Below are 25,676 nucleotides of genomic sequence, written 5' to 3' on the forward strand. Positions count from 1 at the left end.
CTCCTTGAGTGAAAAATGAGATCGATGTGGCCGTCACTCGGTTGCGTAGACGGTTGGCGCCTTGCCATCCTTGGTGAAGGCGTAGATCGTCCAGGACTCGGTTTTCTGGCCGCCCATTCCCGGCGAACCCATCGGCATACCCGGCATGGCGATGCCTGTGATTTCAGGACGTTCCGCCAGCATCTTCTTGATCAGGTCGACCGGCACGAAACCATCGACCACGTAGTCGCCGATCACCACGGAATGGCAGCCCTGCAATTTCTCGGGAACGCCAAGGCCGGCGCTGATCTGGTCCAGATCGTTGGATGGCTTCAGTTCAACCGTGAAGCCGTTCTTTTCGAGATAGGCGGCGTAGGTCTCGCAGCAGCTGCAGCTCGGGTTCTTGTACATCACCGCGTTGATCGTGGCGGCAACGGCAGGCAGCGGCATCGCGATCGCGATGGTGAGGGCGGCGAGGTAGTAAGTCCGTTTCATTGCGGTTCTCCTTGATTGACGTTGATTGGCGAAAAGGGTCAGGTCACTCGAAACACCGTCATGAGGCCGGCCATCTGATGGTCGGCGACATGGCAGTGCAGCATCCAGTCGCCGGGATTGTCGGCGACGAAGGCGCATTCGATCGTATCCTTGGGGGCAAGCAGCACCGTGTCCTGCCATGTCCGGTTCGGCACGGGCGAACCGTTGCGGGAAAGTACGGACATGCTGAAACCGTGGATGTGCATTGGATGCCACCACGCGGTTTCGTTGCGCATGGTGAGATGACAAGTGGTGCCGCGTTTCAGCGTGAACCGCGGCGCCATGCCGGCGTGGCCGTCACCGGTCATCGACATGCCGTTGATCGCCCAGGCCGCGCCGCCATTCATGCCGGGTGTCGCCATGCCCATCATGCCGCCGACGCCGGCGAGCTTGCCGCCACCCATCATGCCGCCTTGCAGGACGATCTCCTGTCGCTCGGCCTCGGCAAGGTCGGGTTCAGGCAAGGGATTGCGCGGCAGGCCAAGCGGGGCGTCGAGAGGACGGGTCCGCAGCGGCGATGCGGTGTCATAGGCAAGCGTGGTCAGCTTGTAGGCGAGACCGTCATAGTAATCGTCGATCACCGCGTAGCGCTTGCCCGGGTCGCCCTGCATGTCGATCACGACATCGATGCGCATAGCAGGCGCAAGAACAACACGGCCGTCTTCAAGTTCGTGCGGGTCGCAGGGCTGACCGTCGATCGCCACGACGACCGGGCGGTGGCCCTCGAAGCGCAGCGCCATGATGCGGGCGAGCGAGGCATTGGCCAAGCGCAGCCTGATCCGCTCCCCAGCGATCACGCGCTGATCGATTGGAACCGTGCCGTTGATGGTGACGATATTGCCGATGCGGCCTGACATCGCCGCGTCCATCGCGCTGCCGAAGCCGGGCGCCATCTGCGCGTCGGCGGCAAGCCGCCAGTCTTGCAGCAACCACAAGAGGTCGCGGTCGACAGCAATGGGTTCAGCCTCCTCGACAATGAGGGCGCCGGCTAGGCCGCGGCCGAGCTGCACAAGGCTGTTGGCATGCGGATGGTACCAGAAGGTACCGGCGTCGGGTGGCGTGAATTCATAGACGAAACTTGTCCCCGGCTTGATCGGCGGCTGTGTCAGGCCGGGCACGCCGTCCATGGCGTTTTGCAGGCGGATGCCATGCCAATGGACCGTGGTTTCCTCGTCCAGGCCATTCTCGACGATGATGCGAGCGGGTTCGCCCTGGCGTAAGCGCAGCATCGGACCGGGGACCGTCCCGTCATAGGCCCAGACAGGAGTAAGCGGGCCGCTGGAGCCGGTGAACCTGGCCTGGCCCGGCGCGACCCTGATGCGGCGCTCGTCGACGGCGGATGCCATCGACGATGCGGGACGCGCTACGGTGGCCGCCGCGACGCCCGCCGCCGCGAGGACAAACCTGCGGCGTGAAATGGAAAGATTGAAATCGATACTCACTCTCAAGCCCTTTGCGATCTCGATCGACGGCGAGCCTCTCGACGTCGAATTGCTGTGTGCTCGCCGGCGCAAAGCGCCAGCGGCAATCAAACGCCAGAAATCAGCCGCGGGACGGCTGAAACTGCGTCAGACGAGATCGATGGATTTGGGAGGGAAGGGATCGGGCAAGGAACTTCGCCCGTGAAGGAACGGCATCGGCAGCGCCGACGGCAGCGATGTCCGGACTACGGTCGTCACCGCGAACTCAAGCGGCAACACCGCGAGCACCGGTGCGATGCAGGTCGGCGGACATTGCATCGGTTTGCCGCTGTCGGCGGCGCCCTTGAGGCACGCGTTGCAATCGCCATTCATGGCGGTGTCGGCCATCTTGGCCATGCTTGTGTCGGCAGCGGGCATGGTCATGCCAGTCGTCATCATCATCTTCGCCGACATGACGCTCGTCTGAGCGGCAGACAGGCCGAACCCGGCGGTCAAGAATACCGCGAGCAGAATGACAAGGACATGTTTTGGCGACCAGCGTGCCATCATCCGGGTAGGCTGACCTCAACAGACGGCATTTGCAAGCCGGATTCCATTGCTGCGACAATGACGGCGTCGCACTGTGCCTGAACATCGCATCGACCGGCGACGGCGGCACGGCCGGCCGAGCCACCAGGTCATCGGTGTGCTGGCGCCTGGCAACCGATGGAATTCTGCCTCACCTCGCTGAAGGCGGCTTGCACCAATCGGCTTCTTGAGCACGACAAACCAGTTGCCGTTGAGCATGCCTTCGTCGCACAGTTCGAACCCTGCGCTCGCCGCCATCCGCCGCCAGGCGCCTTTGCCCGAGAAAAGCAGCGCAAGCACACTGACGATCGCAAACATCGTCCATCCGGGCACCCAGACGACGAGAAGGAAACGCCCGCCCGGTTTCAAGACGCGCAAGACCTCACGCAGCCCCTGTTCCTTTTGCGAGCCGAGATGATCAATCGCATGAGCGCTGACGGCGGCGTCAAAGCGGCCTTCCGGGAAGGGTAGCGCAGTCAGGTCGCCAAGTTCGATGTCAACGCGCGCGGTCAGGCCGGCAAGCCGCAGATTCTGTTCGAGCAACGCCCGGCCGCCGCCTTCGATATAGTTCGAATCGAAGCGGTCGAGCGCGACGACCCTTCCATTCCGGAGCGCGCGGCCGAGCGCGATCGTGGTTCGGCCGGCGCCGCATCCTGCATCCAGGACCACACCTGCGTCGCACGGCAGTAGGTCAACCATCGGCAGCGCCGCATGCTCGTAGCGTCCTACGGTGCGGGCAATGAGACCGCCGGCGAAGAAGTTCGCCGCAAGCAGCGTCAGCACCATGGCGAGCGGCCAATAGGCCGGTGTCGCGACCTGAACGGCGACCGCGATTGCGGCCAGGATCAGCGCCGCGATCCACGGCCCGAGCGCCCAGGCCGGCGCCCAGCCGAAATCGAAATTCGCTGTATCCTGCCGGCGTTTCCGGCCGGGCAGGCGTCCGGCGAGCCTGTTCCCGGCCATGACATAGAGCGAAGCCAGCAGCACCAGGGCGCCGACCAGATGAAAGCCGCCGAAGAGCAGAATTGTCCCGGAGACGGCTGGCAGAGACGGGACATAAATCAGCAAGAGTAGCCCCGCCGCCACGCCGATCAAGCCGACGAGCCACAGATGGCCATGGCTGTGGGTACCTGGTGTGTCTCTTGTTGCCATGGCTGGCCTCCTCGATTTTCTGGACAGAACGGCAGTTATCGGACACGATGACTGATAATTTGAACATGAACTTGAGGCACGAAATGTCCGGTAACGGACGAAACAGGGCCAATGGCCGGGTAGCGCGCACGCATGAAAGAAGACCGCCGTATCCAGCGCTCGCGCGATGCGCTGCACCAGGCACTGGTCGCGCTGGTGCTTGAAAAAGGCTACGAGGCGGTGACGATCAAGGACATCGTCGAGCGTGCGAATGTCGGCCGTTCGACCTTTTATGCGCACTACAAAAGCAAGGAGGATCTGCTCACCAACGGACTGGCGGAACTGCGCGCGCTGCTGACAGCGCACCAGCAAGCAGCACTTGCCGAAGAAGGAGACGTTGGCCAGCGTTGCCTCGGCTTCAGCCTGGCGCTCTTCGAACATGCGCAGAGCTTCCGCGACATCTATCGCGTTCTGGTCGGGGAGCGGGGATCCGCCATCGTCATGAACCGGATGCGAGCGCTGCTCGCCGACCTGGTGAGCCAGGACCTTGCAGCCATCGCCCCCGCCGCCAACGACGGACAAATCCCTCGAAGCGCGCTGATCCAGTTCGTGGTTGGCGCCCTGATGTCGGTCCTGGCCTGGTGGATGGATCGCAAATCAAGGCTGTCGCCTGCGGAAGTCGACACGATTTTCCGGCGCTTGACGATCCCCGCGATCGTCGCCGCTTTCGATGGTCCGATATCGAACATCGATAGCAACGCCGAACGGTAATAGGGCGGAAGCTACCGCCGTGTAGATTGATGCGAAGTTTCAGACGCCTCGCAAGCGGCATCGCACTGCGCCTGAACGGAAACCTGCTGCTACAGGCCTTTGGACCGCCGGCGATCCGTTCACGAACCCTGACCGCGCCGCCAGCAAGCGATGAGGTGGCCGGCCGCGATCTCTCTGGCGGGCGGCCCTGCTTTTCTGCAGTCTGGCAGCACCAGAGGGCAGCGGTCGGCGAAGGAACATCCCGTGTTCGGGATACCGGCTGCCTCGATCCCGACTTGAGCGGATAGTTTTGGCACGGCCTCATCGGAGGACGCGGCCAGGAGCAGTTGCGTGTAGGGGTGATTGGGGCCCTGGAAGATCTGGTCGGATGAACCGGTTTCAACCAGACGGCCGCGATAGAGCACGCCGATCCTATCGGCCATGTAGCGCACGACCCGGAGGTCGTGGCTGATGAACAGATAGGTCGTGTCCTTGTCGCGCTGCAGGTCGTTGAGCAGGTTGAGAACCGTCGCCTGGACGGAGACGTCGAGCGCCGAGGTGGGTTCGTCGAGCACGACGACCTTCGGCACGCCGGCGAAGGCCCGTGCGATGGCCGCCCGTTGCCGCTGGCCGCCGGACAGCGATCGCGACTTCTGCTCGGCCGTGGTGCCAGCGAGGCGGACTGACTGCAAGAGGTCGCTGACGCGCGCTCTCACCTCGCTGCGGCGCAGGCCGGCGAGCCGGCGCAGCGGACGGCCGAGGATCCTGCCGATCCGCTGGCGTGGATTGAGCGTGCGATCGGGCGACTGGAAGACCATCTGCACGTCGCGGCCTTCAGCAAGGTTTCTTTTCTCGACGCGCGGCGCGACCGTCCTGCCGAACAGCTCGACCGATCCGGCGCTTGGCGTCTGCAGGCCGGTGACGATCCTTGCCAAGGTCGACTTGCCGGAACCGGATTCGCCGATCAGCCCGAACGTCTCGCCCTGGCCTATGTCGAGATCGATATCGTGCAGTACTGGCTGGGTGCCGAAGGCATGGCTGATGCCTTTGCAGGCGATCGCGATCTGGCGTTCTTTCCGCGCGCCGGCGTCTTCATCCTGGGCTGCCGCTGGCAGACCGGGTCCGTCCGTCTCCGCCAGCCTGCCGTCCCGCTTGGTGTAGTTGAGGGCGGGGATCGAGGCGATGAGCGCCTTTGTATAGGCATGGGTTGGGTTGTCGAAGACCTCAGTGGCGGCGCCGCTTTCGACCACCGTTCCCGACTGCATCACCGCCACCCGGTCGCAGGACCGGCGGATCATGTTGATGTCGTGGCTGATCAACAGAACGCTGGTTTTGTGATCCTTGCGCAGGTCGTGCAGGATGGCAATGATCTCCGACTGGACGCTGGCGTCGAGCGCCGTCGTCGGCTCATCCAGCACCAGCAGCGACGGGTCGAGCGCAATGGCAATGGCGATGTTGGCGCGCTGCTGCATGCCGCCGGAAAGTTCGTGCGGATAGAGGCCCAGCACCCGGTCCGGATGGCTTACGCGAACGCGCCCGAGCAGTTCGGCGGCGCGCGCGCGGGCCTCGTCATGGCGGACCGGGCGATGCCGCATGATGGTCTCGGTGATCTGCCGGCCGATCGTCATGCTTGGGTTGAGGGCAGCACCCGGGTGCTGGTAGACGGCCGCGATGTGATTTCCCCGCAGCTGGCGCAGCTGCTCGGCGGAAAGATCGCGGATTTCGCGGCCCTGGAATTCCAGTGCTGACGCCGCGATGCGGGCGTTCTTCGGCAGATAGCGCAGGATGGCGAGCGCCACCGAGCTTTTGCCCGATCCGGACTCGCCGACCAGGCCGAGCGCTTCGCCTTCGCCTATGTGCAGCGACACGCCGCTGACGGCGGGATGCGATCCGTTGCGCCCGTCATAGGTGATGGAAAGCTGGTCTACGTTCAGAACCGAGGAGGACATTGGGAGCTTGAAACCACTTTCTTCGAGCGCCGCCATCGAGGGCAATCGCTTCCGCTTTCGCAATACATAATCTCTATAAAATTACTCGAATAAAGCTGGAACGCAATCTACCTTTCACCGCTCAGGAGAGATTGTCGCCGCCTGCCGAAGCAGCACGACGGTCTCCGGAGCAGATTTGGAAGGAGGCCGGCATGGCTCGAGATCACATGATCCTCAGCGCTTTTTTCTTCAACCCGCAGGGCGATCACCGGATGTCGTGGCGCCATCCGCGGGCGCCGGGCCGGGAGGTGCTGGACTTCGAGTTCTACCGCGATCTCGTGCAGGCGGCCGAGCGCGCGAGGATCGACACCATCTTCGTCGCCGACCACGTGTCGATCTGGGATTCGGTCAAGAGCGGCGTTGCCCACTACGCCAATGCCCGCCTCGAGCCGCTGACGCTGCTGTCGGCCCTTGCCGGCGTGACCAAGCACATCGGCCTGATCACCACGGCATCGAGCTCCTACAGCGAGCCCTACAATGTGGCGCGCATGTTCGCCTCGCTCGATCATATCAGCAAGGGCAGGGCGTCGTGGAACGTCGTCACCTCGGCCATGGACGAGGAGGCGCGCAATTTCGGCCGCGACTGCAATATCGAACATGCGTTCCGCTATGAGCGCGCGGCCGAATTCCTCGATATCGTCAAGGCGCTGTGGGACAGCTGGGAAGACGAGGCGCTGCTGATCGACAAGGTGTCGGGCTATTTCGCCGACCCCGACAAGGTCCATCCCATCGAACACAAGGGGAAGCATTTCAAGGTGCGCGGACCGCTCAATGTCTCGCGGCCGCCGCAGGGTCATCCGCTGATCGTCCAGGCCGGCTCGTCCGAGGACGGCAAGAACTTTGCCACCGCTCAGGCCGATGCGCACTTCGCCATCTACAGCACCCGGGAAGACGGCATCAAGTATCGTCAGGATATCAACGAGCGCCTTGCCCGCCACGGCAGGCGGCCGGAGAGCTTCAAGATCCTGCCCGGCATCCTGCCGATCGTCGCTGCTTCCGAGGCGGAAGGTCGGGAAAAGCAGGAGTATCTGCAGACCTTGCTCCCCGATCAGGTCGGCATCGACCTTCTGTCCAGCTGGAGCGGCATCGATCTCTCCGTCTATCCGCCGGACGGGCCGCTGCCGCCGCTGCCGGACGAAAGCACGTTCAATGGCGGGCGCACGTCGCTCAACCGGGTCAAGCAGTGGTCGAAGCAGAATCTCAGCCTGCGCGAAATTGCGCGCAAGCTCGCCAACAGCGGTTCGGTGCCGACCGTCGCCGGCACACCGAAACAGATCGCCGACCAGTTGCAGGACTGGTTCGTCTCGGGGGCCGCCGACGGCTTCAACCTGATGTTCCCGCTGCTGCCCGAGGACTGGGTGAATTTCGCCGAACAGGTGGTGCCGGAGCTGCAGCGCCGCGGCGTGTTCCCGACCGAATACGCACCGGGAACGCTGCGCGACCGCTTCGGCCTGGCGCGGCCCGCCAACCGTTTCGCCGAGCAGCGCGACACTGCGCGCGCCGTGTCCTGACCCGGAGAACGATGATGACCGCCGCACCGAGACTGCAGCCCCGCGAAGCGACCGCTCCGCAGCTCGTCAATGTCCTGCACAGCCCCAAGCGCGTGCGCGTAAAATTCGGTGGCCGCACCATCGCCGACAGCCGCAATGTGCTGGTGCTGCGCTCCAACCATTTCCTGCCGATCTATTTCTTCCCGGCGGCGTCGGTCGACACGTCGGTGCTGAAACCCTCGCTGCATCGCGAACCGCACGCGGTCGGTGGCGAGACCGCCTATTGGGATATCGACACCGGCGACAGGCGGAGCGCCAATGCGGCCTGGTCGTTCGTGTCGCCGCCGGGTGAAAACCTGTCGCCGCTGGCCGGGCGCATCGCTTTCAGCTGGAAGCTCGTCGACCAGTGGTTCGAGGAGGACGAGGAGGTCTTCGTCCATGCCCGCGATCCGTATGCGCGCATCGATGTGCTGCAAAGCTCGAGCCATGTGCAGGTCTGGTTCGACGGCGAGCCGATCGCCGACAGCCATCGCCCGGTGCTGCTGTTCGAGACGCATCTGCCGACGCGCTTCTACTTGCATCCGGATGACATCAATCTGGAGCGGCTGACGGCGTCCGTCACAACGACGCGATGTCCCTACAAGGGCATCGCTTCCTACTGGTCCGGCCTGCTGAGCGACGGCTCGGTGCGCCCGGACATCGCCTGGAGCTACCGCGATCCGATCGCCGAGATGCCCAAGATCAAGGGCCTCGTCGCCTTCTATCCGCAGGCCGTGGACCGCATCCATCTCGACGGCGAACCCGTCGCATAGCTTTTCAATCTTCATTTCAGACAGGGGTTTCAACATGACTGGACGTAACGACATCGACGCACTTCGCAATCTGTCGGGGGACATCTGGAATATCGCCGTCGACGAATATCAGGGCGGCTTTCTCAAGCGCCGCGATCTCCTGAAATATGCAGCGCTGCTCGGCCTCACCGGCTTTGCCGCTTCGCAGGGGCTCGGAGGCGCGCGCGCCGCAGCCGCCGCTGGCGGCACGGTTCGCGTCGGCCTCGGCCAGCCGACCAAGGCGATCGATCCCGTCTCGGTCACCGATCCGGCCAGCATCGGGGTGCTCAGCCAGGTCGGCGAATATTTGATCCTCGACGATCCGAAGGACGGGCTGCAGCCGAAGCTCGCTTTGTCCTGGGAGGCCGACGAGACAGCCAGCCGCTGGACCTTCAAACTACGGCAAGGGGTGAAATTCCACGATGGCCGCGGGGTTACCGCCAAGGACGTGGTGGCGAGCTTCGAGCGGCTTGTCGATCCGGCCAGCGGCTCGTCGGCGTTGTCGGCCTACAAGGGCATCCTGTCCAAAGGTGGCGCCAAGCTGGTCGACGACGAGACCGTGGCCTTCGATCTCGACGGTCCGAACAGCAACTTCCCCTTCTATGTCTCCTCCGACGTCTACAATGCCGTCATCCTGCCGGCCGACTATGCCGGCGATTTCGAGAAGACTTTCAACGGCACCGGCCCGTTCAAGCTCGAATCCTTCCGTCCCAAGCAGGGTGCCAGCTTCGTGCGCAACACCGACTATTGGGGCGACAAGGCGCTGCCCGACCGCGTCGAGATCAAGTTCTTCGACGACGAGCAGGCCCAGGTGCTGGCGCTGCAGGCCGGCCAGCTCGATGTCATCCCGAGCACGACGCGGCTCGAACTGGCGATCGAGGGCAATCCCAACTTCAAGCTCCTCAGCGTGCAGGCGAGTTCGCATGACGAGGTGCATCTGCGCACCGACCAGGCGCCGTTCACCGACAAGCGCATCCGCCGCGCGCTGGCGCTCACCCTCGACCGCGAGGCGATCGTAAAGGGGCTGCTGAAAGGCCGCGCCATCGCTGGCAACGACACCCCGTTCGCGCCGATCTTCCCCTCGGCCGATCCGTCGGTGCCGCAGCGCAAGCAGGACATCGCCGAGGCCAAGCGGCTGCTCGGCGAGGCGGGTGTTCCCAACGGCTTCGAGGTGACGCTGACCACCGAGCGCGCCTATGACATTCCCGACTATGCCGTGCTGATCCAGAACTTCGCCAAGAAGGCCGGCATCGACGTCAAACTCAATGTTCTGCCGCAGGATGCCTATTACGGCTCGGCGACATTCGGCAGCTCGCCCTGGCTGGATTCGGTTCTTGGCATCACCGATTTCGGCCATCGCGGCACACCTGACATCTTCCTCAACGCCACGCTGAAGAGTTCGGGAGCCTGGAACGCGGCCCATTTCAACAACCCGGCCTACGATGCCTTGCTGCTCGACTATTCCAAGGCGCGTGATCTCAACGCGCAGCGCCTTGCCGCCGGCAAGATCCAAAACCTTTTGCTCGACGAGACGCCAGTGATCATCAGCTACTTCTCGCAATACAGCCGCATCACCAGCAACAAGGTCGAGGGCGTGCGCTTCACGGCGATTTCGCATCTGCTGCTCGACCGCGTTACCTTCGTCCAGGCATGATGCCGGAACACGGAAATAGATACCTATCCCGATCGCATCGGGATGGGGCAGGGTCCAGGCGAGGCGGCAAGACGCGATGGTGACCGGCCGCACTCTGTCGGCGCGCGTGGGCACACTTCTGCTGACGTTGTGGCTGGTCAGTATCCTGGTCTTCTTTGCCGGGCAGGTTCTGCCCGGCGATGTCGGCCGCGTCATGCTCGGGCCCTTTGCCGACGCGCAAGCGGTGGCGGAACTGAACAAGCGGCTGGGCGCCGACCAGCCCGTTCTCGTCCAGTACGGGCGTTGGTTCAGCAACGTGCTCACTGGTGATTTCGGCACCTCGCTGTCGATGCGCGCGCCGGTGGCGCCGTTCGTGCTCGAAAGCCTCAAGCGCTCCGCGGCACTTGCCGGCATCATCCTGGTTTTCCTCGTTCCGCTGGGGGTCGGCGCCGGCGTCATCGCCGGTCTCAATGCGGGCCGCTTCATCGACCGGCTGATCGTGATGGCGGGCGTTTCCTTCGGCATCGTCCCCGACTTTGTGTCCGGGCTGATGCTGCTCATCGTTTTCGGCCTGTGGCTGAACTGGTTCCCGATCTCGGGTGTCGCGCCCGATGGCGCGGGCTTCTGGACGAATGGCTATTATCTGATCCTGCCGGCACTGCCGCTGGTGCTGAACCTTGCCGGCTACATCGCCCGGATGACGCGGGCCGGCGTGATCGAGGCGATGGCCGCCGACTATACACGCACCGCCGTCCTGAAAGGGCTCGAGCGGCGCGAGATCATCTTTCGGCACGTGCTGCGCAACGCGCTGACGCCGACCATCGCGGTGCTTGCGACCCAGACCGGCTACATGCTTGGCGGGCTGGTGGTGATCGAGGCGCTGTTCGGCATCCAGGGCCTTGGCAATCTGGTTCTGAACGCGGCCAAGGCACGCGATTTCCCGATGCTTGAGGCCGGCGTCCTGGTGATGGCGGCAATATTCGTGCTGTCGGCGGCGGCAGGCGATGTCGTGCTGGCCTTGCTCGATCCGCGGCAACGCCGCCGGGCATCGTCATGACGGATCTGGCGGAGTTTCCCGCGCCGCGGCGCGCCGCGGTCGGCCTGCCGGCATTGCGCAGGATCCGCAGCGTTTTTGCCGGACTGCCCCCGTCGGTCGTAGTCGGTTCGTTGCTGCTGCTGTTCTGGGTCGCCGGCGCGCTGTTTGGCAATCTCTTCGTTCCCTACGATCCCTATGCCGAGGATTTTCTGGCGATGCTGACGCCGCCCGATGCGCTGCACTGGTTCGGCACCGACCAGCTCGGCCGCGACGTGCTGTCCCGCATCGTCGTCGGGTCGCGCGATATCCTGCTGGTTGCGCCGCTGGCTACGCTTGCCGGCGTTGCCGCCGGCAGCATCATCGGACTGGTGCTCGGCTATTTCGACGGTCTCGTCGATGCCATCGGGGCGCGGCTGCTCGACACGCTGATGGCGTTTCCGTTCATCGTCCTCGTCACCATGACGCTTGTGGCGATCGGCCCATCGAACCTGACCGTCATTCTGGTGATCGCCATCGCCTACGCGCCGCTGGTGGCGCGGACCGTTCGCGCCGCCGTGCGCGAGCAGAAAGAGCGCGACTATGTCAGCGCCGCCCGGCTTGGTGGCGAAGGCGCATTTGCCATCATGTTCCTGGAGATCCTGCCCAATATAAGGGAAACGATCCTGATCGAGCTCGTCACCCGGCTGGGGTACGCGTTCTTTTCGATCGCCACGCTGAGCTTTCTCGGCCTCGGCATCCAACCGCCTTCCGCCGACTGGGGACTGGCCGTCGCTGATGGCTACGGCTTCCTGACCGGCGGCAAATGGTGGGTCGTCGTCTTCAATTCCGCGGCAATCGTCTCGCTGGTCATGGCGACCAACCTCATCGCACAAGGCATCGGCGCTTTTGAAAATAGCGATGCGTGAGTTTTGATGCTTGTTCTCCGCCATCGCGAGGCGGCGGCGGAGAGGGAAGCCATCCTGTCAGAATGATCGCGCCCTCGCTGCGCTGGCGCGAAGCGTCCAGGATCGACGCGATCTCCCGACATCTCGATCCTGCCTTGGGACGGCGGCAAACGCTTCCGTCGTTGCTGCTCGCCCGGTAGGGCGGAGAGCATGCTTCATGGGGACGGCCCAACAGGGCCGTTGACGCTGGCCCCCTTTACCTCCTAGGATTAAATCAAATTGATTTACGTTACTCGCCCGAAGAGGCGGAAATGCCGATCAACAATGGGAGACGAAGTATGACTGCCAGGCTGCCAGACCCACATATGCGTTATCCGCAAGACCCGTCGACGGCCATTTCACGCCGGCGGCTGTTGATTGGCACGGCGTTCGTCGCCGCGACCATTGCCACGACTTTCTCCTTTGGCGCACGACCGGCGTCCGCCGAATCCGTGCTCGCCATGCACATCGAGGAGCAGACGAGCTGGGTGCAGAACTTCAACCCGTTCGACCTTGGCGGGCGCCGCCAGAGCACCATGGACTTCGTCTACGAGCCGCTGGTCATCTTCAATGACTATGACAGCGGCAAGCCGATCTTCCGGCTGGCGACGGGCTACAAATTCTCCGACGATCTGAAATCGATCACCTACACGCTGCGCGACGGTGTCAAATGGTCTGATGGCCAGCCGCTGACCTCGGCCGACATGAAATTCACGCTCGAGCTGATGCTGAAGAACCCGGCGGTCGACATTGTCGGCGTCGGTGGCAGCGTCGCCTCGGTCGAAGCGCCTTCGCCGACCGAAGTGAAGATCACCCTGAAGGACGTGGACACCCATTTCCCCGAATCGATGGCCGATTTCCCTGTCGTGCCGGAACACATCTGGAAGCATGTCGCCGATCCGCTCGCCTTCAAGAACGAGAAGCCGGTCGGCTCGGGTCCGATGACCGAGATCCGCCGCTTCACGCCGCAGGTCTATGAGCAGTGCCGCAACCCGAACTACTGGGACGCGGCTTCGCTGCATGTCGACTGCCTGAAGCTGCCGCAGATCTCGGGCAACGACCAGATGCTGGCACTGCTGCCGGAAGGCTCGATGGACTGGATCGGCTCGTTCCTGCCCGAGATCGACAAGACCTATGTCGCGCTCGACAAGGACCACAATGGCTACTGGCAGCCGCCGGCGGAAACCATCGCCTTCCAGATGAACTTCAAGACCGTCAACCCGGCGCTGGCCGAGGCCTTCAACGACATCAACTTCCGCCACGCCTTCAGCCTGGTCATGGACCGCACGGCGATGGTGGACATTGCCGGGTTTGGCTATCCGGTGGTCAATCTGCACGCCAGCGGCCTGCCGCCGCGCTTCGACGCCTGGCGCAACAAGGCGGCCGAAGGCGACAAGGACGTTTGGATGACCTATGACGTCGACAAGGCCAACAAGATGCTTGACGACGCCGGCTACAAGAAGGGCGCCGACGGCATGCGCACCACGCCGAAGGGCCAGCCGATTGCCTTCTCGATCATCGTTCCCAATGGCTGGACCGACTGGATCGACGCCGTGCAGATCGCCACCGAAGGCCTGCGCAAGGCCGGCATCAACGCCTCGGTGGCGACGCCGGAATACGAGCAGTGGCAAAAGCAGATTCTCGACGGCTCGTTTGATGCGGTCATGAACTCGCGCGCCGACGGGCCGACGCCGTTCCGCGGCTACTACCAGTCGCTGTCGACGGCCTTTGCCGGGCGCATCACCAGTGCACCGTCGCGCTACTCCAATCCGGAGCTGGACAAGGTGTTCGACGCCTACCGCAAGGCAACCACCGACGAGGAGCGCAAGAAGCTGTTCGACCAGGTGCAGGTGATCATCGCCGACAATTTCCCGGTCGTGCCGGTGTTCAACGGACCGACCTGGTACCAGTATTCGACCAAGCGCTTCACCGGCTGGGTGACCAAGGACGAACCGGTGATGAACCCGGAGGACCATGACAACAACCGCATGCGGTTGATGCATCTGCTGCGCCTGAAGCCGGTACAATAAGTCTGATGCAACTCCCTTCCCCTCATGAGGGGGAAGGGCCGTGTCCCAAATCCTGGTTTCGGCGGCAGCCCGCCGCGAGGCCGGATGCCGGACATGGTAAGATGCCTGCAGCCGCTTCTTCGTCCGTCGCCTTTGGCGACAGCTTCTCCGCCAAACGGAGAAGGCAACCGAGCACAAGGAATAGCCGATGCGGATTCCTCTTCGACGGCTTGGGGTCTATTTCGTGGCCTTCCTGTTTGCCATCGTGATGAATTTCACCGTTCCCCGGCTGATGCCGGGAAGCCCGGTCGACGGCATGATCGCGCAGCTTGGGCCGCGCGCGACACCGGCGGCGATCGAGGCGATCAAGGCCCGTTTCGGTGCCGTCGAACAGCCGATCCTGGGGCAGTTCGTCGACTACATCACCGGCCTTGCCAGGCTCGATCTCGGCGTGTCGGTCAAATACTACCCGCAGACCGTCACCCAGGTCCTTGCCCGTTCAGCCGGCTGGACCGCCTTCCTGGTCACCACGGCGATCATCTTTTCCCTCTGCGTTGGAGTCTCCCTCGGCGCAGTGGCAGCCTGGCGGCGAGGCGGACGCTTTGATGCGTTCGTCTCGCCGTTTTCTGTCGTGCTGATCGCGATCCCGCCCGTCATCATCGGACTGGCGACCCTGTTCACCTTTGGCGTGACGTTGCGCTGGTTCCCGGTCGGCTATGCCTACAATCCCGATCTCGATCCGGGCTTGAACTTCACCTTTTTCGGCAGTGTCTTCTGGCATGCGGTGATGCCGGTGCTGACGCTGTCGCCCTATCTGATCGGTGAATTCCAGACGACGATGCGCTCCTCGATGATCTCGGTTCTCGGCGAGGATTATGTCACCATGGGCCGCGCCAAGGGGCTCGGCGAGACCGCGGTGATGTTTTCCTATGCGGCGCGAAACGCCATGCTGCCGGTGCTGACCAATCTCGCGCTGATGCTGGGCGCCGTGTTCGGCGGCTCGATCGTCACCGAAATCGTCTTCAACTATCCTGGCCTCGGGCTGACGCTGTTCACCGCCAGCGTGGCGCGCGACTATCCGGTCATCCAGGGCCAGCTGCTGCTGATGACGATGGCGACGCTCGGCGCCAATCTGCTGGTCGACATCCTCTATGGCGTCGTCGATCCGCGCATCCGGGAGGAACGGGCATGAACTTCGGTTGGCAACTTCTGTGGCGTCAGAAGAAGGCCGTCGCCGGCCTGATCATCGTCACGGCACTCTGCCTGATGGCACTCTTTGCGCCGATCCTAGCGCCGACCGATCCCGGCGAGCGCGTCGGCCGCTCGCACCAGCCGCCGACCGTCGAGCATTATTTCGGCACGACCAAGATGGGCCGCGACGTCTATGCGCAATTCGTATGGGGCGCGCGGCCGTCACTGGCGGTCGGCTTTGCCACCGGCCTGTTCATCACCGCACTTGGCACCATCATCGGGCTGGTCGCCGGCTATTTCGGCGGCCGCACCGATGCGACGCTGGACCTGATCACCAATGCGGTGCTGGTGATCCCCAACATTCCGCTCTTGATCCTGCTTGCTTCCTTCGCCGGCACGGTCGGGCCGGTCGCCATCATGCTGATCATTGCGCTGACCTCGTGGCCGTGGGGCGCGCGCATGACGCGTTCGCAGACGATGGCGCTCAGGAACCGCGAGTTCGTGACCGCGGCGCGCATGGTCGGCGAGCCTGCCTGGCGCATCATCTTCGTCGAGATACTGCCCAACCTGGTGCCGCTGATCGGCATCAACATCGTCGGCTCGATCATCTACGCCATCGTCGCGCAGACAACGCTCGAATATCTCGGCTTCGGCGATCCGCTCAACGTCACTTGGGGGACGATGCTCTACAACGCGCAGAATTCCTCCGCCATCATCGTCGGCGCCTGGTGGGACATCAGCGCGCCGGCCGCCGGCATCGCGCTGGTCGGGTTGGGGCTCGCGCTGTTGAACTTCACCTTCGACGAGATCGCCAATCCGCAACTGCGCTCCGGTCCGGCGCTCAGCCGCTGGCTGCGCCTCAGCCGGTTGCGCAAGCGCGAACTGGAGGCGGCACGGTGAGCGAGGCACTGCTGCAAATCCGCGACCTCAGCGTCGACTATTTGCTCGACAGGGGCGCCTTCCGCGCTGTCAAGAACGTGTCCTTCGACATCGGCCGCGGCGAACTGTTCGGCCTCGCTGGCGAATCCGGCTGCGGCAAGAGCACGATCGCCTATGCCATCACACGGCTGGCCAAGGCGCCGGCCTGGGTGGCGGGCGGCGAGATCCTGCTCGACGGCCAGGATCTTTTGAAGCTGCCGGAAAGCCGGCTGCAGGAGGTGCGCTGGCGGCGGATCGGCATGGTGTTCCAGAGCGCGATGAACTCGCTCAATCCGCTGATGCGGGTCGAGGCGCAGTTCCACGACGTGCTGCGCCGGCATACGGGCTCGTCGCGCGAGAAATCGCGGGCGCGCGCCGAAGAGATGTTCAAGCTGGTCGGCATTCCAGCCAGCCGGTTGACCGATTATCCGCACCAGTTCTCAGGCGGCATGCGCCAGCGCATCGTCATCGCCATCTGCCTGGCGCTGAAGCCGGAACTGATCATCATGGACGAGCCGACGACGGCGCTCGACGTGGTCGTGCAGCGCGAAATCCTCGAACAGGTCATCGACCTGCAGCGCGGCTATGGTTTCTCGGTGCTGTTCATCACCCACGATCTGCATTTGATGGCGCAGCTCTGTCACCGGATCGGGGTGATGCTGAAGGGCGAACTGGTCGAAGTCGGCGATGTCAGGCAGGTCAGCCGGGCGCCGGCGCACGACTACACGCGAAAGCTCTGGGGCGCGATCCCGCAACTGCCCGGCCACCCTGCGGTGAAGGACGCCATCGCATGAATGCCGTAACGACTGTACCCTCAGCAGCCGTCGCGGCCGAGCCGATCGTCAGGCTGGACGGCATCGAACGCAGCTTCGGATTGGTGCAGGCATTGCGCGGTGTCTCGCTGTCGCTGAAAGGCGGCCGCGCGCTGGCGCTGGTTGGCGAATCCGGCTGCGGCAAGACCACCTGCGCCCGCATCATTTCGCGCATGGACACCCCGACCGGCGGCGAGATGCTCTACCGCGGCCGCAACATCACGCAGACCGGTACGGCCGCCGAGGAGAAGGCCTACCGCCGCGCCGTGCAGATGGTGTTCCAGGATCCGTTCGCCTCGCTCAACCCGGTGTTTTCGGTGCAGCATCATCTGGCGCGACCGCTGGCACTGCATGGCCATGCCAGGAGCAAGGCGGAACGAGTGCAGGGTGTCGCCGATCTCCTCAACTGGGTCGGGCTGGAGCCGGCGCTGACCGCGCACAAATTTCCGCATGAGCTGTCGGGAGGCCAGCGCCAGCGCGTCAACATCGCGCGTGCGCTCGCCGTGCAGCCTGACGTGCTGGTCGCCGACGAGCCGACCTCGATGCTCGACGTCTCGATCCGCCTAGGCATCCTCGAACTCGTGTCGCGCATCAAGCAGGAGCGGCAACTGGCGCTGCTCTACATCACGCATGACATCGCCACCGCGGCCCATGTCGCCGAAGAGGTGATCGTGATGTTCGCCGGCCAGATGGTCGAGTGGGGTGACACGCTCTCGGTGATCGGCGATGCCCGCCATCCCTACACGCAACTGCTGCTTTCGGCTGTACCGGACCCCGACCGGCCCTTCATGGCGGGTGACAGCGCGCGTTTTCTCGGCCACGCCGAGGAGGTGCGACGGCTGAGCCGGCCATCCTCCGCCAAGGTCGATCAGGTCGGCCCCAACCATTTCGTCCGCGCGCTGGGCGCCGCTTCCTGAACTGACATCACAGGGTTTCCATGGACTATCTCGTCAATCTTTCGCTGCCTACTCCCGATCCCGAACTCGATGCGCGCATTCGGGGCGCCGCCGTCACCATCCGCCGGGCGCTGGCGCCGGAACTCGAACTGGTGACCGGCTGGGTGCGGCAGACATTCAGCCCGGGCTGGTCGAGCGAGACGACGGTGGCGTTTTCGCGCCAGCCGGTCTCGTGCTTCTTGGCGACACGCGAGGGCAGGCTGGTCGGCTTTGCCGTCTACGATGCGATCGCGCGTGGTTTCTTCGGCCCGACCGGCGTCGACGAGGCCGCGCGCGGCGCCGGCATCGGCCACGCGCTGCTGCTGGCGACGCTGCTCGACATGCGCGTCATGGGCTATGGCTACGCCATCATCGGCGATGTCGGTCCGTCCGAATTCTACGAGCGCACCGTCGGCGCCAGGCAGATCCCGGATTCTGAACCCGGCGTTTATGCCGGCCTGCTTAAAAACCTCGATTGATTTCCCATCTGAAAGTTCATCATGACATCCAAATCCGCATTCCGGCTGGAAACCACCTGGGCGCCGGCCACCGCCAGTGAAAAACTCGCCTATTCACTGACGCTCACCAATTTGTCGTCGAAAGCGATCGAAGGGTTTCAGTTGTGCGTCAGCGGTCCGGCCCGCATCGATCCGGCCGTCACCGTCGAGGGTGGCAGGCTGGCGGAGCGACTGTCCAACCATTCCGAATTCGCGCCGACGGACGGTTTCGTGCTGGAGCCGAATGAGGCATGGACCATCACCGCGCATGGGCTGAGCTATCCGCTGCGGCACTGGACCGACGGCGCCACGGCTGCCTACCTCGTGCTTGCTGATGGCATCGTAGCCCCTGTTGCGCTGGCTCCGACCAAGGCGATCGGCGACAATGCGGCATTGAAGCGCGGCGCCGAAATCTATCCGGTGCCCGCGCAGGCGCCCGTGCCGGTCTCGATCATACCGTGGCCGCGCACCGTTGCGGTCTCCGGCCGCCGCGCGGTTCCGCCGGGTCTGGCACTTCGGCCGAAGGGTGCTGCCGCCGCCGATGCCGCCGATGCGTTCAGTACCCTGGTCGACAGCCTGTTCGCTGTCGAGGGCATTGTGCGTAACGAGGCCGAAGGCGGTTTGGCGGTCGAGCTCGGCATCGCGGACGGGTTTGGCCCGGAGGCCTATGCGATCCGCTTTTCAGCCGATGGCGTCGCGGTTTCGGCGGGGACGAAAACCGGACTGTTCTACGGGCTGGTCACGCTCGGCCAGATCCTGCGCGGGGCGCGGTCGCACTCCGAGACGTTTCTGTTCCCGGCCGAAGGCGAAATCCGCGATGAGCCGGCGCTCGATTGGCGCGGCACGCATCTCGACGTCGCCCGGCAGTTTTATGCGACGGCGGAGATCAAGACCTTCCTGCGAATACTTGCCTGGAACAAGCTCAACCGGTTCCACTGGCATCTGTCCGACGACGAAGCGTGGCGGGTCGAGATATCAGCCTATCCGGAGTTGACGAAGGTCGGCGCGTGGCGCGGCCATGGGCTGCCGGTGCCGCCCTTGCTGGGCACGGGCCCCGAGCCGAGCGGCGGCTACTACACAAAGGCGGCCGTGCGCGAGGTCGTTCAGCTGGCCGGCCAGCTCGGCATCGAGGTCGTGCCGGAGATCGACGTGCCGGGGCATTGTTACGCGATGCTGCAGGCGATACCGGCACTGCGTGATCCCGGCGAGAGTGGCGAGTACTTCTCCGTGCAGGGGTTTCCCAACAATTGCATCAATCCGGCGCGGCCGGAAACCTACCATGTGCTGGAAAAAATCCTCGACGAACTGATCGAGCTGTTTCCGTTCAAGATCATCCATATCGGCGCCGACGAGGTGCCGCTGGGCGCCTGGTCGGGCTCGCCACAGGCGCTGGCGCGGCTCACCGAGGTTGGCGGCGAGGGGCTGGCGGCAGCGCATGCCAAGCGCCTCAACGTGGTCACCAACACGCACGGCGCCGATGAGATCGACGGGTCGGGAGCGGCAGTGCTGCAGGCCGAGTTTCTCAAGCGCATACAATCGTTCCTTGCGTCTCGCGGCTGCATCACCGGCGGCTGGCAGGAGGCTGCGCACGGCAATGTCATCGACAAGCAGAAAAGCTACCTCTGCGGCTGGCGGACAGTGGAAGCCTCGGCCGCCCTTGCGGGGGAGGGCTATGCGATGGTGGTGTGCCCCGGCCAGGTCTACTACCTCGACATGGCCAACAGCCCGGCCTGGTCGGAACCGGGTGCGGCGTGGGCCGGCTGGTCCGATCCGGAAAAGCTGTACGGTTTCGATCCCGTCGAGGGCTGGACGGACACGCAGAAGACGAAACTGCTCGGCGTGCAGGCCTGCATCTGGTCGGAGCCGATGACCGACCGCGCCGTCTTTGACCGGCTGGTGTTTCCCCGCATTTCGGCGCTGGCGGAAACCGGCTGGACGCAGCCGGAGCAAAAATCCTGGGAGCGGTTCAAGGCGCTGGCCGGGCTCATGCCGGTGCTCTACGGGGCGACCTAAGAGACTGTTTGGAAATTCTACTCCGGCGGCCATCTGATGGCGGTTTCTGCGCTTCCGGTGCTCACGGACCCAAATGTCCGCTGCGCTCCGGTTCTCGAAAACACCACCATATGACTCGCCAGAGCGAATTTCGAAACAGTCTCTAAGAGCCCCGTATGCCTAAGCGGAATGCGGCTTTTGCAGAACATCGAATTGCGGGTTGGTTTCGGAGAAGATCGGCAGTGCGGCGGCACCGAGAACCGATGTATCCTTGCCGGCGGCGCCGACAAGAACCCGCGGCACGGTGCGGGTACTGGTCGAACTGACCGAGAGGTACAGGGGGTCGAGCCGGCTCGCCAGAAGCTCGATGACGCCGACCGGCATGAAGCCGCCAAGGACCACGGTTTCGGGATCGAGCGCGAGTTCGAGCATGTTGATGGCCTGGCGCAGCGGATCGATTGCCTGGGCGACCCATGCTTCCAGGCTATCGCCATTGGCCAGCAATGCCTGGAGCAATTCCGGCGAGGCATGATCGGGGTCGGGGATTTCCAGGCACTCATAGGCGGCGCGCAACGAGACATAGCGTTCGAGGCAGCCACGCTTGCCGCAGCCGCATTCGAGGCCGCCGGGCTTGACGATCATGTGGCCGATCTCGCCGGCATTGTGGCGGCTGCCCTTGTAGAGATGGCCGTCAAGGAACAGGCCGGCGCCAAGGCCGGTGCCGATGAACAAATAGACGAAGCTGCTGAGGTTGCGGGCAACGCCATAGAGCCGCTCGCCGATGGCGGCGGCGGTGGCGTCGTTCTCGACTGTCACCGGAATGCCGGTCAGCCGCTGCAATTCTTCGGCGACGGGGAAATCCTGCCAGCCGGGCAGTGCGGTCGGCCCGACCGAGGTCATACCCTCGACGTCGAACGGGCCAGGCATCGCCATGCCGATGCCGAGCAGGCGGTTGCGGTCGAAGCGAAACTTGCGCATCAAGTCGCCGCCTATTGTGGCCAGCAGGGGCATCGCCTGCGCCGGCGTCGGCCGGTCCACCGGGCGCTCGATTCGGGCGCGAACCGTGCCGGACAGATCGGTGATGACGCCGACCGCCAGCTGATGATCGAGCTGCAGGCCGATCGAATAGCCGCCGTCGGGATTGATCGAGTAGGGGACCGCCGGCTGGCCGCGCGCGCCTTTCAGCGTGGCTTGCGCGCTAAGCAGCTGTTCGCGCTCGAGTTCCTCGACGATGTTGGAAATGGTTTGCGTGCTCAGCGCCGTCAGGCGCGCGATCGCTGCCCGCGACAATGCGCCGTTGGTCCTGATCGCTTCGATGACCACGCGGCGATTGTGGGACTTGGCCTGTTCGAGATTGGTGCCAGCGATGGCTTTCCTGAGGGTCATGTGCGCGTTACCAACAAACTTTCCTAGAAAACAAATCAAGTTGATTTAATTATACGCAATGGTAGCTACCACTTCTAGCCGGTTTCGCGACGAGAGCGCCATCGTGCCACGCGCGGATCAGTATTATTTGATGCGATCAGCGTCGCCGGCCAACGCCGAGCAACATGGCGGCGAAGGGCGCTGGCACAACCACCTCGATCTGGACGATGCGGGTCCTTTTCAGCGTCGGCTTCTCCCTCCGTAAAGCATCGATCCGCCGCGATGGCCGAGAGGCTGCAGCCAGGGCGAACGGCTTTGCAATCCATCCGCCATTTCCATATATCGCTTGGCATGAAGAAAATCGGTTTCCTGTCATTCGGGCACTGGACGCCCTCATCGCAATCACAGACGCGGTCGGCATCGGACGCGTTGCTGCAGTCCATCGACCTCGCCGTCGCCGCTGAGCAACTGGGCGCGGACGGCGCCTATTTCCGTGTCCATCATTTCGCTCGCCAGCTCGCTTCGCCGTTCCCGCTGCTGGCGGCTGTGGGCGCCAAGACCAGCCGCATCGAGATCGGCACAGCGGTCATCGATATGCGCTACGAGAATCCGCTCTACATGGCCGAGGACGCCGGTGCTGCCGACATCATCGCCGGCGGCCGCTTGCAGCTCGGCATCAGCCGTGGCTCGCCCGAGCAGGTGATCGACGGCTGGCGCTATTTCGGCTACGCCCCGCCGGAAGGGCAGAGCGACACCGACATGGCGCGGCATCACGCCGAGGTCTTCCTCGATACGCTGCGGGGCGAGGGGTTCGCCCAGCCCAATCCGCGGCCGATGTTTCCCAACCCGCCCGGCCTGCTGCGGCTCGAACCGCATTCGGAGGGCCTGCGCGAGCGGATCTGGTGGGGTGCGGCCACCAACGCCACTTCGGAATGGGCGGCGAAACTGGGCATGAACCTGCAGAGCTCGACGCTCAAATTCGACGAGAGCGGCAAGCCGTTCCACGTCCAACAGGCCGAGCAGATCCGCATCTATCGTGAGGCCTGGAAAGCGGCCGGGCACAAACGCGGGTCGCGCGTCTCTGTCAGCCGCAGTATCTTCGCACTGGTCGACGATCGCGACCGGGCCTATTTCGGGCGCGGCAACCAGAGCAGCGACCAGATCGGCTTCATCGAGGAAAATACCAGGGCGATCTTCGGGCGCAGCTATGCGGCCGAGCCGGATGTGCTCATCAAGGAATTGGCGCAGGATGAAGCGATCGCCGAGGCAGACACGCTGCTGCTCACCGTGCCCAACCAGCTCGGCGTCGACTACAACGCCCATGTCATCGAAGCGATCCTGACCCATGTCGCTCCGGCCCTGGGCTGGCGCTGAACTCGGATCGATCAGGGCGGATAGTGCAGGGAGAGACAAGATGCCGAAGAAAGCCCTGATTGCCTGGGGCGGCTGGCCGGGACATACGCCGGAGCAGAGCGCGAAGGTCGTGCGCAGCCTGCTTGAACGCAACGGTTTCGACGTCACGCTCGGCGAGGGCACAGTGATGTTCGCCGATCCGAAGCTCGCTTCCTTCGATCTCATCGTGCCCGTGATCACCATGTCGACGATCGAAAAGGCCGAACTTCAGAATCTGGTTCTCGCGGTTCGCCAGGGCAGCGGGCTTGGCGGCTTTCACGGCACGATGTGCGACAGCTTCCGCAGCGAAACCGATTATCAGTTCATGACGGGCGGCCAATGGGTCGCGCATCCCGGCGACATCATCGACTACACGGTCGCCGTCACCAGGCCGGATGATCCGATCACAAGCGGCGTCAGTGATTTCGCCTATCGATCGGAGCAGTACTATATGCATGTCGATCCGGGCAACGAGGTGCTGGCCACGACCACCTTCACCGACGCCCATTTCCCAGGGATAGGCGGAGTTGTCATGCCGGTGGTCTGGAAGCGTCGCTATGGGGCCGGAAAGGTCTTCTATAGCGCGCTGGGACACAATGCCGACGAGTTCGCGGTCCCGGAAATGGCCTTGATCGTCGAGCGCGGCCTTGTCTGGGCCGCCCGCTAGGTAGGAGCTCGCGGAAATGAGGACGGCGCCATGACGGCATCGGTGAGAGACTTGGCCCTTCACACGCCCATCGATGGTCGGCACCGCAAGATGCTGATCGATGGCGCCTGGTGCGACGCGCTCAGCGACCGCACTTTCGAGACGCGCAACCCCGCCACCGGCGCCGTGATCGGCACCGTGCCGCTCTCCGATTCCAGCGATATTGACCTCGCGGTGGCGGCCGCCCGGCGCGCCTTCGACGGACCGTGGAGCCGGTTCAAACCCTATGAGCGCCAAGTGCTGCTGCTCAAGATCGCAGACCTGATGGAGCGCCGCTGGGAGGAGATCGCGCTTTCCGACACGACAGATATGGGCATGCCCATCGTGCGCACGCTGGCCAACAGGAACCGGGTGCTCGGCATGCTGCGCTTCTATGCCGGCATGGCGACGTCGATCCATGGCCACACGATCGGCAATTCGCTGCCGGGCGACATCGTCTCCTACACGCGCAAGGAACCGGTCGGCGTGGTCGGCGCCATCATTCCCTGGAACGCGCCGACAGCCGCATCGATCTGGAAGATCGGCCCGGCGCTGGCGGCCGGCTGCACCATCGTGTTGAAGCCGTCCGAGGAAGCGCCGCTGACGCCGCTTTTGATCGGCGCGCTGATGATGGAAGCTGGCGTGCCTCCCGGCGTCGTCAACATCGTCACCGGCACCGGCACGGAAGCCGGCGCGCCGCTCGCCGCCCATATGGACGTCGACAAGATTGTGTTCACCGGCTCGACGGCGACCGGCCAGAGCATCCTGCGCGCCTCGGCCGGCAACATGAAGCGCGTCTCGCTGGAGCTCGGCGGCAAGTCGCCGGTCATCGTCTGCGCCGACGCCGATCTCGAGCGCGCCGTGCCGATAGCGGCGATGTCGGTGTTTGCCAATTCCGGCCAGATCTGCATCGCCGGCTCGCGGCTGTTCGTCGAGCGGCCGATCTACGAGGAATTCGTCGAGCGGGTCTCGGCCTATGCGGCAAAGCTCAGGATCGGCGACGGCGCCGACCCCGAAACCGAGATCGGGCCGCTGATTTCGCCCAAGCAGCTCGAACGCGTCACCGGCTTCATCGAGGACGGCACCAGGCAAGGCGCGAAGCTGGTCACCGGCGGCAACCGCATCACCGAAGGCGGGCTCGGTGCGGGCAACTTCATCGCGCCCAGCGTGTTCTCCGGCGTGACCGACGATATGCGTATCGCCCGGGAAGAGATTTTCGGCCCGGTGATTTCGGCGCTGCCGTTCGACACGCTGGACGAAGTGGTGCGGCGCGGCAACGACACGCCCTATGGGCTGGGTGCCGGCGTGTTCACCCGCGACGTCGGCAAGGCGCACCAGCTGGCAAACCGCCTGCGCGCCGGCTCCGTCTGGGTCAACACCTATCACGCCATCGACCCGGCGGTGCCCTTCGGCGGCTACAAGATGAGCGGCTACGGCCGCGAGGGCGGCGCCGAACATCTCGACGAATACCTCAACACCAAGGGTGTCTGGATCAGGACTGATTGAGAGACCGTTTGGAAACTCTACTCCTGCGGCCATCTGGCGGCGTTTTCTGCGCTTCCGGTGCTCACGTACTCAAATGTACGCTCCGCTCCGGT

Annotated in this window: 22 protein-coding genes; 16 read left to right on the top strand and 6 right to left on the bottom strand. The window is 64.1% G+C overall.

The window, feature by feature from the left end:
* Window positions 1-33: 33 nt before the first annotated feature.
* The 4 genes from B5V02_RS05495 to B5V02_RS05510 all read right to left on the bottom strand — a co-directional run bounded on the left by B5V02_RS05495 (window position 34) and on the right by B5V02_RS05510 (window position 3,653).
* Window positions 34-474 carry a DUF411 domain-containing protein gene (locus B5V02_RS05495; RefSeq protein WP_111543171.1) on the bottom strand — a complete coding sequence of 147 codons (441 nt, stop codon included), beginning with the start codon at window positions 472-474 and terminating at the stop codon, window positions 34-36.
* A gap of 38 nt (window positions 475-512) precedes the next feature.
* Entirely contained in the window at window positions 513-1,859 is a 1,347-nt protein-coding gene (locus B5V02_RS05500; protein WP_425374383.1) for a multicopper oxidase family protein, read from the bottom strand.
* 222 nt (window positions 1,860-2,081) lie between these two features.
* Window positions 2,082-2,330 carry a hypothetical protein gene (locus B5V02_RS41430; protein ID WP_245445717.1) on the bottom strand — a complete coding sequence of 83 codons (249 nt, stop codon included), beginning with the start codon at window positions 2,328-2,330 and terminating at the stop codon, window positions 2,082-2,084.
* Window positions 2,331-2,498: 168 nt separating this feature from the next.
* On the bottom strand, window positions 2,499-3,653 hold the full coding sequence (locus B5V02_RS05510) for a class I SAM-dependent methyltransferase (protein ID WP_111543173.1): 1,155 nt from the start codon (window positions 3,651-3,653) through the stop codon (window positions 2,499-2,501).
* Between the two features lie 132 nt (window positions 3,654-3,785).
* Between B5V02_RS05510 and B5V02_RS40430 the strand changes: the two genes are divergently transcribed.
* Window positions 3,786-4,403: a TetR/AcrR family transcriptional regulator gene (locus tag B5V02_RS40430; RefSeq protein WP_167458374.1), complete on the top strand. Its 618-nt coding sequence runs from the start codon at window positions 3,786-3,788 to the stop codon at window positions 4,401-4,403.
* Window positions 4,404-4,522: 119 nt separating this feature from the next.
* On the opposite strand, the gene B5V02_RS05520 is transcribed toward B5V02_RS40430, so the two are convergent.
* A complete protein-coding gene (locus B5V02_RS05520; protein WP_111543759.1) occupies window positions 4,523-6,331 on the bottom strand; it encodes a dipeptide ABC transporter ATP-binding protein in 1,809 nt (602 codons plus the stop codon).
* 191 nt (window positions 6,332-6,522) lie between these two features.
* On the opposite strand from B5V02_RS05520, the gene B5V02_RS05525 reads away from it, so the two are divergent.
* The 12 genes from B5V02_RS05525 to B5V02_RS05580 all read left to right on the top strand — a co-directional run bounded on the left by B5V02_RS05525 (window position 6,523) and on the right by B5V02_RS05580 (window position 20,657).
* A complete protein-coding gene (locus B5V02_RS05525) occupies window positions 6,523-7,881 on the top strand; it encodes an LLM class flavin-dependent oxidoreductase (protein ID WP_111543174.1) in 1,359 nt (452 codons plus the stop codon).
* A 14-nt stretch (window positions 7,882-7,895) separates the two neighbouring features.
* Window positions 7,896-8,672, top strand: a complete 777-nt coding sequence (locus B5V02_RS05530; RefSeq protein ID WP_111543760.1) for a DUF427 domain-containing protein — start codon at window positions 7,896-7,898, stop codon at window positions 8,670-8,672.
* A gap of 34 nt (window positions 8,673-8,706) precedes the next feature.
* Window positions 8,707-10,344 (top strand): ABC transporter substrate-binding protein, encoded by a 1,638-nt coding sequence (locus B5V02_RS05535; protein WP_111543175.1) that lies wholly within the window; start codon window positions 8,707-8,709, stop codon window positions 10,342-10,344.
* Between the two features lie 76 nt (window positions 10,345-10,420).
* The gene (locus tag B5V02_RS05540; protein WP_111543176.1) at window positions 10,421-11,380 is read left to right on the top strand and encodes an ABC transporter permease; all 960 of its coding nucleotides are present in this window, start codon (window positions 10,421-10,423) and stop codon (window positions 11,378-11,380) included.
* On the top strand, window positions 11,377-12,264 hold the full coding sequence (locus B5V02_RS05545) for an ABC transporter permease (RefSeq protein WP_111543177.1): 888 nt from the start codon (window positions 11,377-11,379) through the stop codon (window positions 12,262-12,264). The genes B5V02_RS05540 and B5V02_RS05545 overlap by 4 nt, the downstream gene beginning before the upstream one ends.
* Before the next feature lie 317 nt (window positions 12,265-12,581).
* The gene (locus tag B5V02_RS05550; RefSeq protein WP_245445719.1) at window positions 12,582-14,312 is read left to right on the top strand and encodes an ABC transporter substrate-binding protein; all 1,731 of its coding nucleotides are present in this window, start codon (window positions 12,582-12,584) and stop codon (window positions 14,310-14,312) included.
* 187 nt (window positions 14,313-14,499) lie between these two features.
* Window positions 14,500-15,483 carry an ABC transporter permease gene (locus B5V02_RS05555; protein ID WP_111543179.1) on the top strand — a complete coding sequence of 328 codons (984 nt, stop codon included), beginning with the start codon at window positions 14,500-14,502 and terminating at the stop codon, window positions 15,481-15,483.
* Complete coding sequence (locus B5V02_RS05560; RefSeq protein WP_111543180.1) at window positions 15,480-16,382, top strand: ABC transporter permease; 903 nt, start codon at window positions 15,480-15,482, stop codon at window positions 16,380-16,382. The genes B5V02_RS05555 and B5V02_RS05560 overlap by 4 nt, the downstream gene beginning before the upstream one ends.
* Entirely contained in the window at window positions 16,379-17,194 is an 816-nt protein-coding gene (locus B5V02_RS05565; RefSeq protein ID WP_111543181.1) for an ABC transporter ATP-binding protein, read from the top strand. The genes B5V02_RS05560 and B5V02_RS05565 overlap by 4 nt, the downstream gene beginning before the upstream one ends.
* Window positions 17,191-18,129 (top strand): ABC transporter ATP-binding protein, encoded by a 939-nt coding sequence (locus B5V02_RS05570; RefSeq protein ID WP_111543182.1) that lies wholly within the window; start codon window positions 17,191-17,193, stop codon window positions 18,127-18,129. The genes B5V02_RS05565 and B5V02_RS05570 overlap by 4 nt, the downstream gene beginning before the upstream one ends.
* Before the next feature lie 20 nt (window positions 18,130-18,149).
* A complete protein-coding gene (locus B5V02_RS05575; protein WP_111543183.1) occupies window positions 18,150-18,626 on the top strand; it encodes a GNAT family N-acetyltransferase in 477 nt (158 codons plus the stop codon).
* A gap of 21 nt (window positions 18,627-18,647) precedes the next feature.
* Window positions 18,648-20,657: a beta-N-acetylhexosaminidase gene (locus B5V02_RS05580; RefSeq protein WP_111543184.1), complete on the top strand. Its 2,010-nt coding sequence runs from the start codon at window positions 18,648-18,650 to the stop codon at window positions 20,655-20,657.
* A gap of 159 nt (window positions 20,658-20,816) precedes the next feature.
* On the opposite strand, the gene B5V02_RS05585 is transcribed toward B5V02_RS05580, so the two are convergent.
* Window positions 20,817-22,022 (bottom strand): ROK family transcriptional regulator, encoded by a 1,206-nt coding sequence (locus tag B5V02_RS05585; RefSeq protein ID WP_111543185.1) that lies wholly within the window; start codon window positions 22,020-22,022, stop codon window positions 20,817-20,819.
* Window positions 22,023-22,352: 330 nt separating this feature from the next.
* On the opposite strand from B5V02_RS05585, the gene B5V02_RS05590 reads away from it, so the two are divergent.
* From B5V02_RS05590 to B5V02_RS05600, 3 genes are read left to right on the top strand one after another with little or no spacing between them, the layout of a single operon-like run.
* Window positions 22,353-23,375, top strand: coding sequence for an LLM class flavin-dependent oxidoreductase (locus B5V02_RS05590; protein WP_111543186.1), 1,023 nt, complete (start codon window positions 22,353-22,355; stop codon window positions 23,373-23,375).
* Between the two features lie 40 nt (window positions 23,376-23,415).
* Window positions 23,416-24,060 (top strand): ThuA domain-containing protein, encoded by a 645-nt coding sequence (locus B5V02_RS05595; protein WP_111543187.1) that lies wholly within the window; start codon window positions 23,416-23,418, stop codon window positions 24,058-24,060.
* A 30-nt stretch (window positions 24,061-24,090) separates the two neighbouring features.
* Window positions 24,091-25,584 carry an aldehyde dehydrogenase family protein gene (locus tag B5V02_RS05600; protein WP_111543188.1) on the top strand — a complete coding sequence of 498 codons (1,494 nt, stop codon included), beginning with the start codon at window positions 24,091-24,093 and terminating at the stop codon, window positions 25,582-25,584.
* Window positions 25,585-25,676: the final 92 nt, after the last annotated feature.

Source organism: Mesorhizobium kowhaii (assembly GCF_003253745.1).
Taxonomy (GTDB): domain Bacteria; phylum Pseudomonadota; class Alphaproteobacteria; order Rhizobiales; family Rhizobiaceae; genus Mesorhizobium; species Mesorhizobium kowhaii.